The sequence below is a fragment of the Streptomyces sp. NPDC021225 genome (assembly GCF_044332865.1).
In the GTDB taxonomy this organism is placed as follows: domain Bacteria; phylum Actinomycetota; class Actinomycetes; order Streptomycetales; family Streptomycetaceae; genus Streptomyces.
In genome coordinates this window covers 1,719,493-1,735,419 of the sequence record NZ_JBIRPV010000001.1, presented here as the reverse complement: position 1 = coordinate 1,735,419, position 15,927 = coordinate 1,719,493, and the positions used below count along the sequence as shown (strand labels likewise).

At 69.1% G+C, this 15,927-nt stretch carries 15 protein-coding genes; 9 read left to right on the top strand and 6 right to left on the bottom strand.

The window, feature by feature from the left end; genetic code table 11:
- Positions 1 to 12 precede the first annotated feature (12 nt).
- Entirely contained in the window at positions 13 to 1,362 is a 1,350-nt protein-coding gene (locus tag ACH4S9_RS07950; RefSeq protein ID WP_398370449.1) for a CynX/NimT family MFS transporter, read from the bottom strand.
- Between the two features lie 115 nt (positions 1,363 to 1,477).
- Between ACH4S9_RS07950 and ACH4S9_RS07945 the strand changes: the two genes are divergently transcribed.
- Positions 1,478 to 2,194 (top strand): FadR/GntR family transcriptional regulator, encoded by a 717-nt coding sequence (locus ACH4S9_RS07945; protein WP_398370447.1) that lies wholly within the window; start codon positions 1,478 to 1,480, stop codon positions 2,192 to 2,194.
- A 48-nt stretch (positions 2,195 to 2,242) separates the two neighbouring features.
- Here ACH4S9_RS07945 and ACH4S9_RS07940 read toward each other — a convergent pair whose 3' ends face one another.
- The 4 genes from ACH4S9_RS07940 to ACH4S9_RS07925 all read right to left on the bottom strand — a co-directional run bounded on the left by ACH4S9_RS07940 (position 2,243) and on the right by ACH4S9_RS07925 (position 4,859).
- A complete protein-coding gene (locus tag ACH4S9_RS07940) occupies positions 2,243 to 2,575 on the bottom strand; it encodes a hypothetical protein (protein ID WP_311730896.1) in 333 nt (110 codons plus the stop codon).
- A 200-nt stretch (positions 2,576 to 2,775) separates the two neighbouring features.
- Positions 2,776 to 3,546 (bottom strand): enoyl-ACP reductase FabI, encoded by a 771-nt coding sequence (gene fabI / locus ACH4S9_RS07935; protein ID WP_311730895.1) that lies wholly within the window; start codon positions 3,544 to 3,546, stop codon positions 2,776 to 2,778.
- A 5-nt stretch (positions 3,547 to 3,551) separates the two neighbouring features.
- Positions 3,552 to 4,256 carry a 3-oxoacyl-[acyl-carrier-protein] reductase gene (gene fabG, locus ACH4S9_RS07930; RefSeq protein ID WP_311730894.1) on the bottom strand — a complete coding sequence of 235 codons (705 nt, stop codon included), beginning with the start codon at positions 4,254 to 4,256 and terminating at the stop codon, positions 3,552 to 3,554.
- A gap of 186 nt (positions 4,257 to 4,442) precedes the next feature.
- The gene (locus tag ACH4S9_RS07925) at positions 4,443 to 4,859 is read right to left on the bottom strand and encodes an ATP-binding protein (RefSeq protein ID WP_398370556.1); all 417 of its coding nucleotides are present in this window, start codon (positions 4,857 to 4,859) and stop codon (positions 4,443 to 4,445) included.
- Between the two features lie 196 nt (positions 4,860 to 5,055).
- Between ACH4S9_RS07925 and ACH4S9_RS07920 the strand changes: the two genes are divergently transcribed.
- Together ACH4S9_RS07920 and ACH4S9_RS07915 are read left to right on the top strand one after the other, a co-directional pair.
- Positions 5,056 to 5,886 (top strand): helix-turn-helix domain-containing protein, encoded by an 831-nt coding sequence (locus ACH4S9_RS07920; RefSeq protein ID WP_398370443.1) that lies wholly within the window; start codon positions 5,056 to 5,058, stop codon positions 5,884 to 5,886.
- Positions 5,883 to 6,083 carry a DUF397 domain-containing protein gene (locus tag ACH4S9_RS07915; RefSeq protein ID WP_398370441.1) on the top strand — a complete coding sequence of 67 codons (201 nt, stop codon included), beginning with the start codon at positions 5,883 to 5,885 and terminating at the stop codon, positions 6,081 to 6,083. The genes ACH4S9_RS07920 and ACH4S9_RS07915 overlap by 4 nt, the downstream gene beginning before the upstream one ends.
- A 14-nt stretch (positions 6,084 to 6,097) precedes the next feature.
- On the opposite strand, the gene ACH4S9_RS07910 is transcribed toward ACH4S9_RS07915, so the two are convergent.
- Positions 6,098 to 6,589, bottom strand: a complete 492-nt coding sequence (locus tag ACH4S9_RS07910; protein ID WP_311730890.1) for a GNAT family protein — start codon at positions 6,587 to 6,589, stop codon at positions 6,098 to 6,100.
- Between the two features lie 188 nt (positions 6,590 to 6,777).
- On the opposite strand from ACH4S9_RS07910, the gene ACH4S9_RS07905 reads away from it, so the two are divergent.
- From ACH4S9_RS07905 to ACH4S9_RS07880, 6 genes are all read left to right on the top strand, one after another.
- A complete protein-coding gene (locus ACH4S9_RS07905) occupies positions 6,778 to 7,179 on the top strand; it encodes an SseB family protein (RefSeq protein ID WP_398370439.1) in 402 nt (133 codons plus the stop codon).
- The gene (locus tag ACH4S9_RS07900) at positions 7,176 to 7,727 is read left to right on the top strand and encodes a hypothetical protein (RefSeq protein ID WP_311730888.1); all 552 of its coding nucleotides are present in this window, start codon (positions 7,176 to 7,178) and stop codon (positions 7,725 to 7,727) included. Before ACH4S9_RS07905 ends, ACH4S9_RS07900 begins: the two co-directional genes overlap by 4 nt.
- Positions 7,724 to 12,238, top strand: coding sequence for a DUF6531 domain-containing protein (locus ACH4S9_RS07895; RefSeq protein ID WP_398370436.1), 4,515 nt, complete (start codon positions 7,724 to 7,726; stop codon positions 12,236 to 12,238). Before ACH4S9_RS07900 ends, ACH4S9_RS07895 begins: the two co-directional genes overlap by 4 nt.
- Positions 12,235 to 12,726 (top strand): hypothetical protein, encoded by a 492-nt coding sequence (locus ACH4S9_RS07890; protein ID WP_311725037.1) that lies wholly within the window; start codon positions 12,235 to 12,237, stop codon positions 12,724 to 12,726. The genes ACH4S9_RS07895 and ACH4S9_RS07890 overlap by 4 nt, the downstream gene beginning before the upstream one ends.
- Before the next feature lie 236 nt (positions 12,727 to 12,962).
- Positions 12,963 to 14,489 carry a TldD/PmbA family protein gene (locus tag ACH4S9_RS07885; RefSeq protein WP_398370434.1) on the top strand — a complete coding sequence of 509 codons (1,527 nt, stop codon included), beginning with the start codon at positions 12,963 to 12,965 and terminating at the stop codon, positions 14,487 to 14,489.
- On the top strand, positions 14,486 to 15,895 hold the full coding sequence (locus tag ACH4S9_RS07880; RefSeq protein WP_398370432.1) for a metallopeptidase TldD-related protein: 1,410 nt from the start codon (positions 14,486 to 14,488) through the stop codon (positions 15,893 to 15,895). The genes ACH4S9_RS07885 and ACH4S9_RS07880 overlap by 4 nt, the downstream gene beginning before the upstream one ends.
- Positions 15,896 to 15,927: the final 32 nt, after the last annotated feature.

Here is a 15,927-nt window from a genome sequence, read left to right as displayed (position 1 = left end):
GCCGCCGCCCCGTCACCGCCCCGCGGTCGGCGCCGCCCCGGTGTCGATCTCGTCCTCGACGGTACGGTCGCGCCCCGCGAGGAGACCGGCGGCGATCTGCGGCACCATCAGCCCGGCCATCAGCGCGATGGGCAGGTCCCAGCCGCCGCTGTGCTGGTAGAGCGCGCCGACCAGCAGCGGCCCGGGGATGGACAGCAGATAGCCGGTGCTCTGGGCGAAGGCGGACAGCCGCACCACACCCGCGTGGGTCCTGGCCCGCATGCCGATCATCGTCAGGGCGAGCGGGAAGGAGCAGTTGGAGACGCCGAGCAGCACCGCCCACACCCAGGCCCCCTGGGCCGGGGCGAGCCACAGCCCGGCGTACCCGGCGAGCCCGAAGGACCCCAGGACCGCCACCAGCGGGCCCTGGCTGCGCAGCCTGGCCGCGAGCGGGGGCAGGACGAACGACAGCGGCACGCCCATCACCATGGTGACCGCGAGCAGCAGGCCCGCGGTGGAGGCGGAGACCCCGGCGTCCCGGAAGACCTGCGGCATCCAGCCCATGGTGATGTAGGCGGCGGTGGCCTGGAGGCCGAAGAAGACGGCCAGCGCCCAGGCGGTGCGGCTCTTGGTGATCCGGGTCCGGGCGGCCTTGGAAGAGGGGACGGCCGCCGGCATACGGTCGCGGCCACGGTCGCCGTCGCCGCCCCGGTGGCGGGCGAGCATCGGCCAGGGCAGCACGGCGACGGCCGCGAGTGCCGCCCACACTCCGAGCCCGGCCCGCCAGCCGCCGCCCAGGGCGTCGGTCATGGGGACCGTGACGGCGGCCGCGACGGCCGTGCCCAGCGACAGGGCCATCGAGTAGACGCCGGTCATCGGCCCCACCCGGTCGGGGAACCAGTGCTTGACGATCACCGGCATGAGGACGTTGCCCACGGCTATCCCGGCGAGCGTGAGCGCGCTGGCGGCGAGGAAGGCGGCGGTCCCGCCCACCAGGGGGCGTATGGCCAGGCCCGCGGTGATGGCGGCGAGCCCGGCGCACACGACGGCGCCCGGCCCCCAGCGGCGGGCCAGCCGGGGCGCGGCGATGCCGAACAGGGCGAAGCAGGCCGCGGGCATCGAGGTGAGCAGCCCGGCGACGGTGCCGCTCATGCCCAGGTCGGCCCGTACCTCTTCGAGGAGCGGGCCGAGGCTGGTGACGGCGGGGCGGAGGTTGACCGCGGCGAGGACCAGGCCGAGGACCACCAGGCGCCGCCGCCACCGGGCGGTGGCGGGTTGCGACACGCCGCGCTCGGGCTCGGGTGCGCCGCGCTCGGGCTCCGGTGCGCCCTGCTGTCGTCCCGGGGCGGCGATGTCGGGAGTCGCGAGATTGTGGTCGGCCATGCCCGTCATCATAGAATGATGGGATGAATGGCTGTCCAGTGGTTTGCAACCACCCGATGACAGGCGGACGGCATCATGGGAACACCCGTTTCCCCGGCTCAGGCACAGGAGAGTCATGCCGCTGACCTCGCCCCGGCGCTCCGCGCTCGCCGACCAGGTGATCGCCCAACTACGCGCCCAGATCACATCGGGCGAGTGGCCCGTGGGGTCCCGGATCCCCACCGAGCCCGAGCTGGTCGAGCAGCTGGGGGTGGCCCGCAACACCGTACGCGAGGCGGTGCGCGCGCTGGCGCACAACGGCCTGCTGGACATCCGGCAGGGCTCCGGCACCTATGTGCTGGCGACCAGCGAGCTGGCCGGGGTGATGCACCGCCGCTTCGCGGACGCCGACCCGCTGCACGTCGCCGAGTTGCGCAGCGCCCTGGAGACGAAGGCGGCGCGGCTGGCCGCGGAGCGCCGTACCGAGCAGGACCTCAAGCAGATCGACGCCCTGCTGGACCGGCGCGAGCGGGCCTGGGCCTCCGGGGACGCCATGGCCTTCGTCGAGGCCGACGCCACGCTACACATGGCCGTCGTCGCGGCCTCGCACAACGAGGTGCTGGCGGAGCTGTACGCCGACTTGGGCGGCGTGGTCCGGCAGTTCCTGCACGGGGACGTGGAGGGCGGGCTGCGGCCCGAGGTGCATGTGGACCACGCGCGGCTGGTGGAGGCGATCCGGGACGGTGACGGGGAGCGGGCCGCGGCCGAGGCGAGCACCCACCCCTTCAGCTGCCGCTACGCCGACCGGTCGGGCCGGTCGGGCCGGTCGGACCGGGCCCGAACCACCGGCTGACCACGGCTGACCACCGGCTGACCACCGCCTGCTCAGCGGGCCGGCCGATCAGCGGTGGCTCACCCAAGCCTTCCGTATCTCCTTCCAGCAGCGCTCCGCGAGCCGTACGTGCTGGGCGGGGCCGACCTCGATGGGCCGGCTGTCCATGTCCGGGTCCCACCAGCGCGCGCACTCGACATGCAGCTGGACCCGGTCCGCGTCCGGGTTGGGGTTGAAGCAGCTGGCCGTGGCGTGCGAGCCGCGCACCCAGGTGCTGCACGCCGCCTCGCGGGGCCGGGGGCGCTCCTGGGCGGCCGAGTTCGAGGCGTTCGACGCGACGGCGATGAAGCCGACCACGGCCGCGACCAGTACTGCGGCCGCGACGCAACGGGACGTACGCATGGCAGGACCTCCTCGACCGTGCTGAACCGCCGCGCCTCAAGCCGCCGCACCCGATACTCACTCCACAGTGCGCGTGACACCGCCCGGTGCGCTCGGCGCACTGGCCCGAACGGGCGAACGGCCCGCCGCCCCGGCCCCGCGGAGCGCGGGAGCCGGGGCGGCGGGCCGAAAAAGGCGGAGCGGGGTGCGGGCGGGCGGGCTCAGGCGCCCATCATGTGCACACCGCCGTCGACGTGCACGATCTCGCCCGTGGTGCGCGGGAACCAGTCCGACAGCAGGGCGACGACGCCACGGCCGGCCGGCTCCGGGTCGCTCAGGTCCCAGCCGATGGGCGCGCGGTGGTTCCACACATCGGCCAGGTCCTCGAAGCCCGGGATGGACTTCGCGGCCATGGACTTGAGGGGACCCGCGGAGACCAGGTTGCAGCGGACGTTCTTCTCGCCCAGGTCGCGGGCGAGGTAGCGGCTGGTGGACTCCAGCGCCGCCTTGGCCACGCCCATCCAGTCGTACTTCGGCCAGGCGAACTGTGCGTCGAAGGTCAGGCCGACGATCGAGCCGCCCCGCGGCATGACCGGCAGGCAGGCCATGGTCAGCGCCTTGAGGGAGTACGCCGAGACATGCACGGCGGTGGACACGTCCTCCCAGGAGCCCTCCAGGAAGTTGAACGCGCCCTGCGGGCCGAAGGCGATGGAGTGCACCACGCCGTCGAGGTCGACACCCTCGCCGAGGTGCTCGCGCACCTTGCCGGCCAGCCCGTCCAGGTGCTCCTGGTTCTGCACATCCAGCTCGATGACCGGCGCGGGCTTGGGCAGCCGCTTGGCGATCCGCTCGACGAGGGAAAGCCGGCCGAAGCCGGTGAGGATGACCTCGGCGCCCTCGTCCTGGGCGAGCCTGGCGGCGTGGAAGGCGATGGAGGCCTCGGTGAGGACGCCCGTGACCAGGATGCGCTTACCGGCGAGAATTCCACTCATGACGTTCAGTGACCCATGCCCAATCCGCCGTCGACAGGGATGACGGCTCCAGTGATGTACGCGGCCTCGTCGGAGGCCAGGAAGCGAACCGAGGCCGCGATCTCCTCGGGCTGCGCGTAACGCGCGAGCGGCACCTGCTTGACGTATGCCTCCCGCTGCTTCTCGTCGAGCGCGCGGGTCATGTCGGTGTCGACGAAACCGGGCGCGACCACGTTGACCGTGATGTTGCGGGAGCCCAGCTCACGGGCGAGGGAGCGGGCGAAGCCCACCAGGCCGGCCTTGGACGCGGCGTAATTCGCCTGGCCCGCGGAGCCCAGCAGACCGACCACGGACGAGATCAGCACGATACGCCCCTTGCGGGCGCGCAGCATGCCGCGGTTGGCCCGCTTGACGACACGGAACGTGCCGGTGAGGTTCGTGTCGAGGACGGTGGAGAAGTCCTCCTCCGTCATCCGCATCAGCAGCTGGTCGCGGGTGATGCCGGCGTTGGCCACCAGCACCTCGACCGGGCCGTGCTTCTCCTCGATCTCCTTGTACGCCTGCTCGACCTGCTCGGGCTCGGTGATGTCGCACTTGACCGCGAGAAAGCCGGCCGGCGGCTCACCGGACCGGTAGGTGATGGCGACCTTGTCGCCTGCGTCGGCGAAGGCGCGGGCGACGGCGAGGCCGATGCCGCGGTTTCCTCCGGTGACGAGAACCGAGCGGCTCAAGGGACCACCCTCTCTGTTGGATGTCGTGCCGGGCGTCACTATGTGTGGCAACCCTTGTGTACGCAAACTATCGGGCAAAGGCCCGGTGCGGGGAATCGAGCACGCACAGGGGCGCCACCCGGTCACTGTCGACTTCCTACAGAAGCCCCCAGAAGCCTCATGACGGGCCGCTTCTGCGTTCGCCTGTCATTCCACGGCGTACTCGCACCACACCGTCTTGCCAACGGTGCGATCCGTCACCCCCCATTTGGACGCGAGCGCGTCCACGAGCATCAGCCCGCGTCCGTGCTCCTCCTGGTGGGCCACGGCCGCAGTGGTGTGATCGCGGAGCTCAGGGCGCCGCTCGCCCCGGGCGTCGGACACCTCGATACGGGCGGTGATCGGGGTCCGACGCGCTCCGGGCGCGGGCTGGACGGTGAGGCGGAGGTGGAAGTTCCGGCCGGGCACATGTCCATGGCTCACCGCATTCGCCGTGAGCTCGCCCGCGAGCAGGGCGATGCCGTACGAGGCGTCGCTGTCCCGCGGAATGCCCCATTCCTCCAACCGGCGGACCACGAGCCGCCGGGCGAGCCGTGCGCCGTGCCGGGAGGAAGTGAAGAACATCTCGAACGTGCCGAGCGTATTACCAGGGGGATTTTCGCCATTCACGTCACCGAGCGTGGCGAAGCGTGCATAGCCTGACCAGACAGCTCGCGAGTACCCAGGGTCGCCGTACGGGCACGGAAAGTGCCCGTACGGGAGTGGTGCCGTGACGCGGGTGGGGAGACATGACGTTCTTGCGCACGGGAGGTGGCGGGACATGGCAGATACGGAGCGGCCGGGGCAGGACGAGTACGGGGCGGACTTCCTCAAGTTCCTGGGCAAGCAGGTGAAGCTCTTCCGCGAGCGGGCGGGGCTCACGCAGGCGCAGCTGGGTGAGGCCATCGGGTACAGCGAGGAGCAGGTGTCCTCGGTGGAGCAGGGGCGGCGGGTGCCACAGCCGGAGTTCCTGGACGCGGCGGACGACGTGCTGAACGCGTTCGGGGTGCTGCGGGCGGCGAAGGAGGAGGTGTCCAAGGCGCGGCTTCCGGCGTTCTTTCGTGGGGCGGCGAGGCTGGAGGCGCAGGCGACGGAGTTCCACGCGTATGAGTGCCTGGTGGTCAACGGGTTGCTCCAGACCGAGGACTACGCCCGCGCCGTACTCAACATGCAGCGGCCGTTGCTGGAGGAGGAGACGGTCGAGCAGCGGGTCGCCGCCCGGCTAGCCCGACAGGAACTCCTCAATCGTCGCCCTTCACCCATCATGAGCTTTGTGACCGAAGAGGCGGTGCTACGTCGCCCCTACGGCAGCGCAGAGGTGCTGCGTGGGCAGTTGGAACGACTGCTGCACATCGGGCAAATGCGAAACGTGGAGCTCCAGGTCATGCCCACAGCCCTGGAGGATCATGCTGGAACGGCTGGCCCCTTTGCCTTGCTGGAACCACAAGGGCGGCAGACCATGGCCTACGTTGAGGCCCAGAACGTCAGCAGGCTGATCGCGGACCGAAAATCGGTCCGTGAGATCGAGCAACGTTACGGCATCATCAGGGCACAGGCTCTCAGGCCCCGAGAGTCACTGGAGTTCATCGAGAAGCTGCGGGGAGAACTATGAACAGCAAAACCGAGCTGGTGTGGATCAAGAGCAGCTACAGCAGCAGCGAGGGAGGCATGTGCGTCGAGGTGGCCACGGGCCCGACCGCCATCCGCATACGGGACTCGAAGCACGCGCAGGGACCGCAACTCGCTTTCCACATACGTGAGTGGGGCGCGTTCATCGGCAGCCTCAGCGCCGGGGAGTTCGACGCGTAGAAACCGACAGCGCGTCAGCGCAGCTCGCCTTCCAGCAGCCCCATTGTGAACATGTCGTACCACTGGCCATCGCGTCGGAACTCCTGACGCAGCCTGCCTTCGTCAACAAAGCCGATCTTCTGGTAGACGCGATGAGCGGCAAGGTTCTCGGTGACGACGGTCAGCGTGATCTTGTGCAGCCGCATCTTGTCGAAGCCGTAGCGGCATATCGTCCGCATCGCGTCGGTGCCGTAGCCGCGCCCCCAGTACTCCTTCTCACCGAGGTAGATGTCGAGCTCGGCCCTGCCCGCTTCCGGCTCGGCATCGCGCAGTCGGACCAAGCCGATGAGCTTTGCGTCAGTGAGGACTTCGACTCCGTAGAGCACCTCGCCGTAGGCATTGCGCGGCCGTTCCTCCAACCGCTTCCTCACCTGGGACAGCGGCTGGGCGTAGCCATCGCTCATCCATCGCATGACGTCGGGGTCATGGTTCCACCGCCACAGCGCCTCGGCGTCCGACGGCTCCATCGGCCGTAGCCGGATCAGGTCTCCAAGCACGATGTCCGGCCTGCCTTTCGATGTCTTCTCGATCCCCGTTCGCGGACCCGCCGCCAGTGGTAACACGGGCTCAGCCCGCACTCAACCCATTACCCGGCGTGCGTGGCGCGGCTGCCAAGGGCGTGGCGCGGCGGTCGCTCATGGTGTCGGTCACCTGTGTGAAGATTGCCCTCAAGCTTGGGGGAGGGGGCAACAGATTGTCTGGTCAGGGCGGCAGGGAGAGCCTGGCGGACCTTGTGCGCCAGGAGACCGCCGCGCAGTTGTCGGAGCAGGAGAAGCGGGCGGCTCTGCGAGAGGCACGGCTGTACTTCCAGCGCCCGGAGAACCCGGGGTTCCTGGTCTCGGAGACGGCGGAGGCAGGCCCGCTCGTGCCGGTGTTCACCTCGCTCGAAGGGCTCGCGCGCTTTGCGGGGGCGTGCGGGTGGGCGTCGACGACGGTCGAGGACCTGGTGGGTCTGTTGCCCGAAGGTGTGCGGGCGTTGGTGGACCCGCTGGGTAAGCGTCCCTTCTTGCTGGACGCGAAAATACTCACAGCCATGGGCGCGGGGGGAGCGGAATGACCGATCACGACGGGGGACCGTCTTCGGGTGGGCCGAAGCCGGGTGATGGCTACAAGATCGAGATCGCTTCGGTGCGTGCGGTGTTGACGCCGCTGGAGGAGTCGGTCGTCGCGGCGCGCAAGATCAAAGGCGATTGGAAGACGCTGGCCGATCACATTGGTAATTCGGCCGATTTCGACGTCTATGACGCGGCGGAGAATATGCTCTCGGCCTGGGGGTTCGGGATGGGGCGGGTGGCCGAGCACACAGACACGGTGGTCGAGACGCTCCGGCAGGTCATCGCGGCCTATGTGATGGCTGATTTGCTGCGGATCAAGGATTTCGCGCCAACTGCGGACAACATCGCCAAGCTGCCGTTCGGTGAGCACGGGCTGAGGGCGTGGCAGAACGGGTCCCGGCCGAAGTTCGACCCGCCGCCGCAGATCTACCAGGAGCCCTGGCTCGATGATCACGGGTCCGGTGGGACCTATGACGTGCCGACCAACCCCCGCAAGCGCTACGACGGCGGCTGGGAAGTCGACGGCGGCTCGAAGGGGACGATTGCATGACCCGGGGTGATTCGGCAGGGGACGGTTCCGCCGAGCGCATACCCCCGGGCGCGGAACCCTCGGACGTCATCTACGGCAATCCGGCCGATGTCGATGACCTGGTGGTCAAACTCCGGGCCTACGCGGGCGCGTTCAAGGACGGGCGCGACCAGCTGGACGCCCTGATGCTGATGGACTGGACCGGAGCCGGCTCGGAAGGGTTCGAGAAGGCGACGGAGAAGCTTCCCCGGGAGCTGGAGTCCGCGCAGACCTACTTCCACGCCGCCGCGAACGCCCTGGACTCGTACGCGGACAAGCTGCGCTCGGTGCAGAAGCGGGTCGAGCCGATCATCCGGGACGCGGACGCGGCGCGGGCGGCGTCCAAGCAGTACTGGAAGGACGTCAACGACTACATCGACGCCGAGAACCGCAAGGACGATCCGCTGCCCCAGCGCCCGCCGGAGGATGATCCGGGGATCGCCGCGCTGGAGGGGTGTTACCGGCGGCTGGACAAGCTGGAGGGCGAGCTTCAGCCGGTCATCGACGCGGCGAAGAAGAAACTCGCGAAGGCGGCGGAGAAGGCCCCGGACAAGCCCCCGGCCCCCAAGGGCTGGAACAAGCTCAAGAAGGGGCTCGGGGACTTCGCCGGCGGCGCGGGCGACACCGTGTACGGGTGGTACGAGGGGTTCGACGACCTCGTCAACGACGGGCCCGAGGGCCTCGGCCTCCACCTGGCGGGTATCCAGGACGGCATCGCCTATGCCGCCGAACACCCCAAGGAGTTCGCGAAGGCCGTCACGAACTGGGACGAGTGGCAGCGCAACCCCGCCCGCGCCGCCGGCCAGCTCACCCCCGAACTCCTCCTCGCCCTGGCCACCGGCGGAGCCGGCACCGCCCGCCGCGCCGGCTCCACCGCCAAGAACGCCGCGCAACGCCTCCTCAACCGGGAGCGCGGGCTGCGCCGGGACGGCAGCGCCCGCAGGCGCACCGACAGCGATCCCAAGCGGAACTGCACGCCCGGCGGGGACAAGTGCACCACCGGTGAACCGATCGATGTGGCGACCGGCGAGATGGTGATGTCCGCCACCGACGTCAGCCTGCCCGGCGTACTCCCCCTGGTTCTGGAGCGGCATTACGTCTCAGGGCACCCGTGTGGGGGCTGGTTCGGCCGCACCTGGGCGGGCACGCTCGACCAGCGTCTGGAGATCGACGACGCCGGCGTCGTCTTCATCGCCGACGACGGCATGCTCCTCACCTACCCCGTCCCCCAGCCCGGCATCCCGGCGCTCCCCACGTCAGGGCCGCGCTGGCCGCTGCGCTGGGACGGCAAGCCCGACAGCACCTTCACCATCACCGCCCCCGAACACAACCGCACCCTCCACTTCGCCCCCCTCCCGGCAGGCGGCCGCGAACTCGCCCTGACCACGATCACCGACCGCACCGGCAACGGCGACGGCGACCGCATCGACATCACCTACAACACACAGGGCGCGCCTGCCGAGATCGTCCACTCCGGCGGCTACCGCATCGCCGTCGACACCGACCCCACGTTGCTGCGAATCACCTCCCTGCGCCTGCTGCATGGCGACGACCACGAGCACAGCACCACACTGATCTCCTACGGCTACGACAAAGCCGGAAATCTCGCCGAGGTCATCAACTCCACGGGCCTGCCGCTGCGGTACCAGTACGACGACCGGCGCCGCGTCACGTCCTGGACCGACCGCAACGGCACGACGTACGGCTACGTCTACGACCACCGGGGCCGGGTGCTGCGCGGCATCGGCCCGGACGGCATCCTCTCCGGCCGCCTCCACTACGACACCGAGGCCCGTACCACCCGCTACACCGACTCGCAGGGCAACACCACCACCTACGTCTACAACGAGGCCTACAAAGTCCTCGCAGAGATCGACCCGCTGGGAAACACCACCCGCACCGAGTGGGACGAGGACAACCGGCACCCCGTCGCCGTCACCGACCCCCTGGGCCATACGACGCGTTACCGCTACGACGACGAGGGCCGCTTCGCAGCCGTCGAAAAGCCCGATGGCACCGTGACGGAGGTCGTCTACGACCACTGGGGTCTCCCAGTAGAGGGTCGCGAGCCGAACGGCGCGGTGTGGCGCCATGCCTACGACCAGCGCGGGACCCGCACGTCCACGACCGACCCGAGTGGCGCCACCACGCACTACGCCTACGACGACTCCGGCCACCTGTCGTCGGTCACCGACCCGCTGGGCCACACCACCCAGGTCACCACCGACGCGGCGGGCCTCCCGGTCGCCGTCACCGACCCCCTGGGCCACACCACCCGCATCCGCCGCGGCCCGCACGGCCAGGTCACGGCGGTCACCGACCCGCTGGGGCACACCACCCGCTACGGCTGGACCATCGAGGGCAAGCCCGCCTGGCGCGAGGGGCCGGACGGCGCCCGCGAGGTGTGGCAGTGGGACACCGAAGGCAACCTCGCCCACCACACCGACACGGCCGGGCACGCCACCACCTACACCCACACCTACTTCGACCTGCCCGCCGCCCGCACCGACCCCGACGGCGCCACCTACACCTTCACCCACGACACCGAACTCCGCCTCACCCAGGTCACCAACCCCCTGGGCGAGCAGTGGCGTTACGAATACGACGCGGTCGGCCGCCTGGTCGCCGAAACCGACTTCAACGGCCGGACTTTCACTTACACGCACGACGCGGCGAGCCGCCTGATATCCCGCACCAACGGCGCAGGTGAGACCCTCATCTACACACGCGACACACTAGGCCGCACAGTCGCCACGCGCACGGTGGACGGCACAGAGACCACATTCACCTACGACGAGGCGGGCCGCCTGACGCAGGCAGCGAACCCGGATACGGACCTGCGCCGCACCTACGACGCGCGAGATCGAGTGCTGACCGAGACGGTCAACGACCGTACGACGACGTATGGGTACGACGCGGCGGGCAACCGTACCGAACGGATTACACCGAGCGGTCTGCGCTCGGCGTGGAGGTACGACGCGACCGGACACCCCACATCCCTCACCACGGCGGACAACTCGCTGCACTTCGCCTACGACGCGGCGGGCCGCGAAACAACGCGCACGTTCGGCGAGAACGTAGGCCTGACCCAGACCTGGGACTCCCTGGATCGCCTCACGGCCCAGTCCCTCACCCATGCCCCCGACGCCGCCGAGGTGTTGCTCCAACACCGCGCCTACGCCTACCGCGCGGACGACTACTTGACCGAAATCCGCGAGCTGACGTCCGGCACCCGGCGCTTCGACCTCGACCCGGTCGGCCGCGTCACGGCGGTCCACGCCCACGGCTGGACCGAGACCTACGCCTACGACAGCACGGGCAACCTCACCCACGCCACCGCCCCCGACCACCAAGCCCCCGGCGACCGCCAGTTCACCGGCACAATCCTCCACCGCGCCGGCCGCACCACCTACGAACACGACACCCAAGGCCGCCTGACCCGCAAGACCCGCAAACTCCTCAACGGCCAGACCCGCACCTGGACCTACACCTGGAACACCGAAGACCGCCTCACCCACGCCACCACCCCCGACGGCGAACACTGGCACTACACCTACGACCCGCTCGGCCGCCGCACCACCAAACATCGCCTCACCGAGGACGGCACACCCGCCGACCAGATCCACTTCACCTGGGACGACACCCGCCTGGCCGAACAAACCACAACGGACGGCGACACGACAACCTGGGACTACGCCCCAGGAACCCACCGCCCCCTATCCCAATCCGAGCGCCGAACCCCTCCGCTAGAGCCGATGGAGTACGAAACGTCGTCCATCCTCCACCTGGCCGACACCACCCCCCAATCGGAGTACGACACCCGCTTCCACGCCATCATCACCGACCTCGTCGGCACCCCCACCGAACTCGTCGCACCCGACGGCACCCTCGCCTGGCAACACCGCACCACCCTCTGGGGCACCCCACTCCCCACCCCACCCGGCACAGCCAACTGCCCACTCCGCTTCCCCGGCCAATACGCCGACCCCGAAACCGGCCTGCACTACAACTACTTGCGATACTATGACCCCGAAAAAAGCACATTCATTTCCGCGGATCCGCTCGGGCTGGCCCCCTACCCCAACCATTATTCGTACACCCCCAATCCATACACCTGGCTTGACCCTCTCGGGCTGGCCTGCAAGAAAAAGAAGCCAAAAAAGCAAGCCAGTGAACTGAATTGGAACATAAAGAGTCGCCCGACATTCGGCCACAGCTTCAGTGAACACGGTGCCGAACCGGAGATCACGCGAAGTTTGACGGATCGCGCCCGCAGCACCGGCACCCCACAGGGACAATGGCTGAACAACGAGAAGGCCTTCGAATTCCTCAAGGACCATTATGACCCTAATGGCGGAGTTCGCGAGGTGGAAATACCAGAGGGAATGGGTCAAGTCATCATGCCCGACGGCAAGATAGTAGAAGCGACCCATGCGAGATTGGTCCCCAAGCCTGACGGGACCTACAAGACAACATTCCCAATCACAGAGTGAGCGCATCAGTGAATTTCCGGCTGTCCGTGACCCCTCCGACGAGCGATTTCGCGTTGACTCCCGAATTCGAACTCGACGAAGATTTCGAATCCTTGGTCATGGACGCATGCCAAATTCTGTCACGGACGGACTGCCAGTTTCACGTGTCAGGATTCGGTCAGGACCCGTGGCCGGTAGATGTTTCCTACGACCTCTCCTCAGCAATTGAGAATCTGCCGGAGGCGATCGAGGCACTGAAACATGGAGAGTCCGCACAGATCGATTTCTATGGACAGGGAATTGAAAGGCTCGTTACCTTCACTCCCCAAGGAGAGACGGTAGTAATTAAATGCACATCAAACACCGCATGGACCCCGGATCCGGATACTGAAGAAATCTCTCTCGGTGAGGCCAGAAACCTGCTCTTGACGCTTGCACGCGACTTCAAGGCCGCACTGGAACGAGTATGTCCACAAGTCGCCGCTTTGGACGCATTCGCAGCCTGGTGATCTTCGGCGAAATATTCTGCCGAATATGCTGTAGCGGCTCCCTGGGAGTGCCGTCAGCTGTCCTACCGCCGGCGAGCACGGTTGGCGACATGGCGCGGAGACGCGTCGCCGCCCGCTCCCCAGGTCAAGACATCGAGGGGAATTAACCGCGCCCTGAGGCGTAGCGGCATGGTTCACTGCGGACGAACACATATCGACCGGACGCACACCGAACCACCGACGAAGGGGAGTCGCCCGTGCCGCATGAGATCGATCCGTCCTTCCTCGCGCTGCCGCTGCGCGCGCTCGCTGACGCGGCGCTCGCGCGCGCTCGCGCGCTGGGGGCCGATCACGCCGACTTCCGTTTTGAGCGGGTGCGCAGTGCCGCCTGGCGGCTGCGGGACGGCAAGCCCGCGGGGTCTTCGGACACCACCGACCTGGGGTACGCGGTGCGGGTGGTGCACGGCGGGAGTTGGGGGTTCGCGTCGGGGGTGGACCTGAGCATGGACGCGGCGGCGCGGGTGGCCGCGCAGGCGGTGGCGATGGCGAAGCTGTCGGGGAAGGTGATCCAGGCTTCGGGGTCCGAGGAGCGGGTGGAACTGGCGGACGAGCCGGTGCACGCGGACCGGACCTGGGTCTCGTCCTACGAGATCAACCCCTTCGATGTGCCGGACGCCGACAAGACCGGGCTGCTCACCGACTGGAGCGAGCGGCTGCTGAGGGCCGACGGGGTCGCGCACGCGGACGCGTCGCTGCTGACCGTGCAGGAGAACAAGTTCTACGCGGACACCGCGGGCACCACGACCACCCAGCAGCGCGTCCGCGTGCACCCGCAGCTCACCGCGGTGGCGGTGGACCCGGACAGCGGCGAGTTCGACTCGATGCGCACCCTCGCCCCGCCGGTCGGGCGCGGCTGGGAGTATCTGACCGGGGAGGGCGGCTGGGACTGGGACGCGGAGCTGGCCGAGATCCCTGAGCTGCTGGCGGAGAAGATGCGCGCGCCGTCGGTCGAGGCGGGGGCGTACGACCTGGTGATCGACCCGTCGAATCTGTGGCTGACCATCCATGAGTCGATCGGTCACGCGACCGAGCTGGACCGCGCACTCGGCTACGAGGCGGCGTACGCGGGCACCTCGTTCGCCACGTTCGACCAGCTGGGCAAGCTCAAGTACGGCTCCGAGATCATGAACGTGACGGGCGACCGGACCGCCGAGCACGGGCTGGCCACCATCGGCTACGACGACGAGGGCGTGGCAGCGCAGTCCTGGGACCTGGTCAGCGACGGCACGCTGGTCGGGTATCAGCTGGACCGCAGGATCGCCAGGCTGACCGGCTTCGAGCGGTCCAACGGGTGCGCCTTCGCCGACTCCCCCGGCCATGTGCCGGTCCAGCGGATGGCGAACGTATCGCTTCAGCCCGCGCCGGACGGGCCCTCGACCGAGGAGCTGATCGGCGGCGTGGAGCGGGGGCTGTATCTGGTGGGCGACCGCTCCTGGTCCATCGACATGCAGCGCTACAACTTCCAGTTCACCGCGCAGCGGGCGTTCCGGATCGAGAACGGGCGGCTGGCGGGCCAGGTGCGGGACTTCGCGTACCAGGCCACCACCACCGACTTCTGGGGCTCGATGGCCGCGGTGGGCGGCCCGCAGACGTATGTCCTGGGTGGCGCCTTCAACTGCGGCAAGGCCCAGCCGGGCCAGGTCGCCGCCGTCTCGCACGGCTGCCCGTCCGCCCTGTTCAGGAACGTCAACATTTTGAACACCACGCAGGAGGCGGGTGCATGAGCGGCGTGAACAAGCCCCACGAGATCGTCGAGCGGGCCCTGGAGCTGTCCCGGGCGGACGGCTGTGTGGTGATCGCCAACGAGCGCTCCACCGCCAATCTGCGCTGGGCGGGCAACGCCCTGACGACCAATGGCGTGACCCGCGGCCGCACGCTCACGGTCGTGGCCACGGTCGACGGCGGCCAGGGCGCCGCCTCCGGCGTGGTGTCCCGGTCGGCCGTCACCGCCGAGGACCTGGAGCCGCTGGTGCGCGCCGCCGAGGCCGCCGCCCGGGAGGCCGGGCCGGCCGAGGATGCCCAGCCGCTGGTGGAGGCGGCCGGCGAGGCGGCCATCTCGGCCGCCTACACCGACGCGCCCGACGAGACGTCGTCGGAGGTGTTCGCGGCCTTCGCGCCGGCCCTCGGCGAGTCCTTCGCGCAGGCGCGCGCGGGCGGCCGGGAGCTGTACGGGTTCGCCAACCACGAGGTCGTCACCAGCTATCTGGGCACCTCCACCGGGCTGCGGCTGCGCCACGACCAGCCGACCGGCACGCTGGAGATCAACGCCAAGTCCCCGGACCGCACCCGCTCGGCCTGGGCCGGTCAGGCGACGCGGGACTTCAAGGACGTGGACCCGGGCGCGATCGACGCCGAGCTGGCCCGGCGGCTGGGGTGGGCACAGCGGAAGGTCGACCTCCCGGCCGGGCGGTACGAGACGCTGCTGCCCCCGACGGCGGTCGCCGATCTGCTGATCTACCAGTTCTGGTCGTCGGCGGCGCGGGACGCGGCGGAGGGCCGCACGGTCTTCTCCAAGCCGGGCGGCGGCACGCGGGTCGGCGAGAAGCTGACCGAGCTGCCGCTGACGCTGAGCAGCGACCCGGCGGCGCCCGGTGTCGAGGCGGCGCCGTTCGTGATCACGCACTCCTCCGGGGACGACGCGTCGGTGTTCGACAACGGGCTGCCGCTGACCGCGACCGACTGGATCCGGGACGGCGTGCTCAACCAGCTGATCACCACGCGCCACACGGCGGGCCTGACGGATCTGCCGGTGGCCCCCGGGATCGACAATCTGATCCTGGACGGGGGCGGGCCGCGCTCGCTGGAGGAGATGGTGGCGGCTACGGACCACGGCGGGCGCTGCCTGTTGCTGACCTGCCTGTGGTACATCCGCGAGGTCGACCCGGCCACGCTGCTGCTCACCGGGCTGACCCGGGACGGGGTCTATCTCGTGGAGGGCGGTGAGGTCGTCGGCGAGGTGAACAACTTCCGATTCAACGAGTCGCCGGTGAGCCTGCTGTCCCGGGCCACCGAGGCGGGCCGCACCGAGCGGACGCTGCCCCGCGAGTGGGGCGACTGGTTCACCCGTGCCGCGATGCCCGCGCTGCGGGTCCCGGACTTCAATATGAGTTCCGTGAGCAAGGGCGTGTGATCCGGCCGTACGAATCGGCCGAATAGACTGGT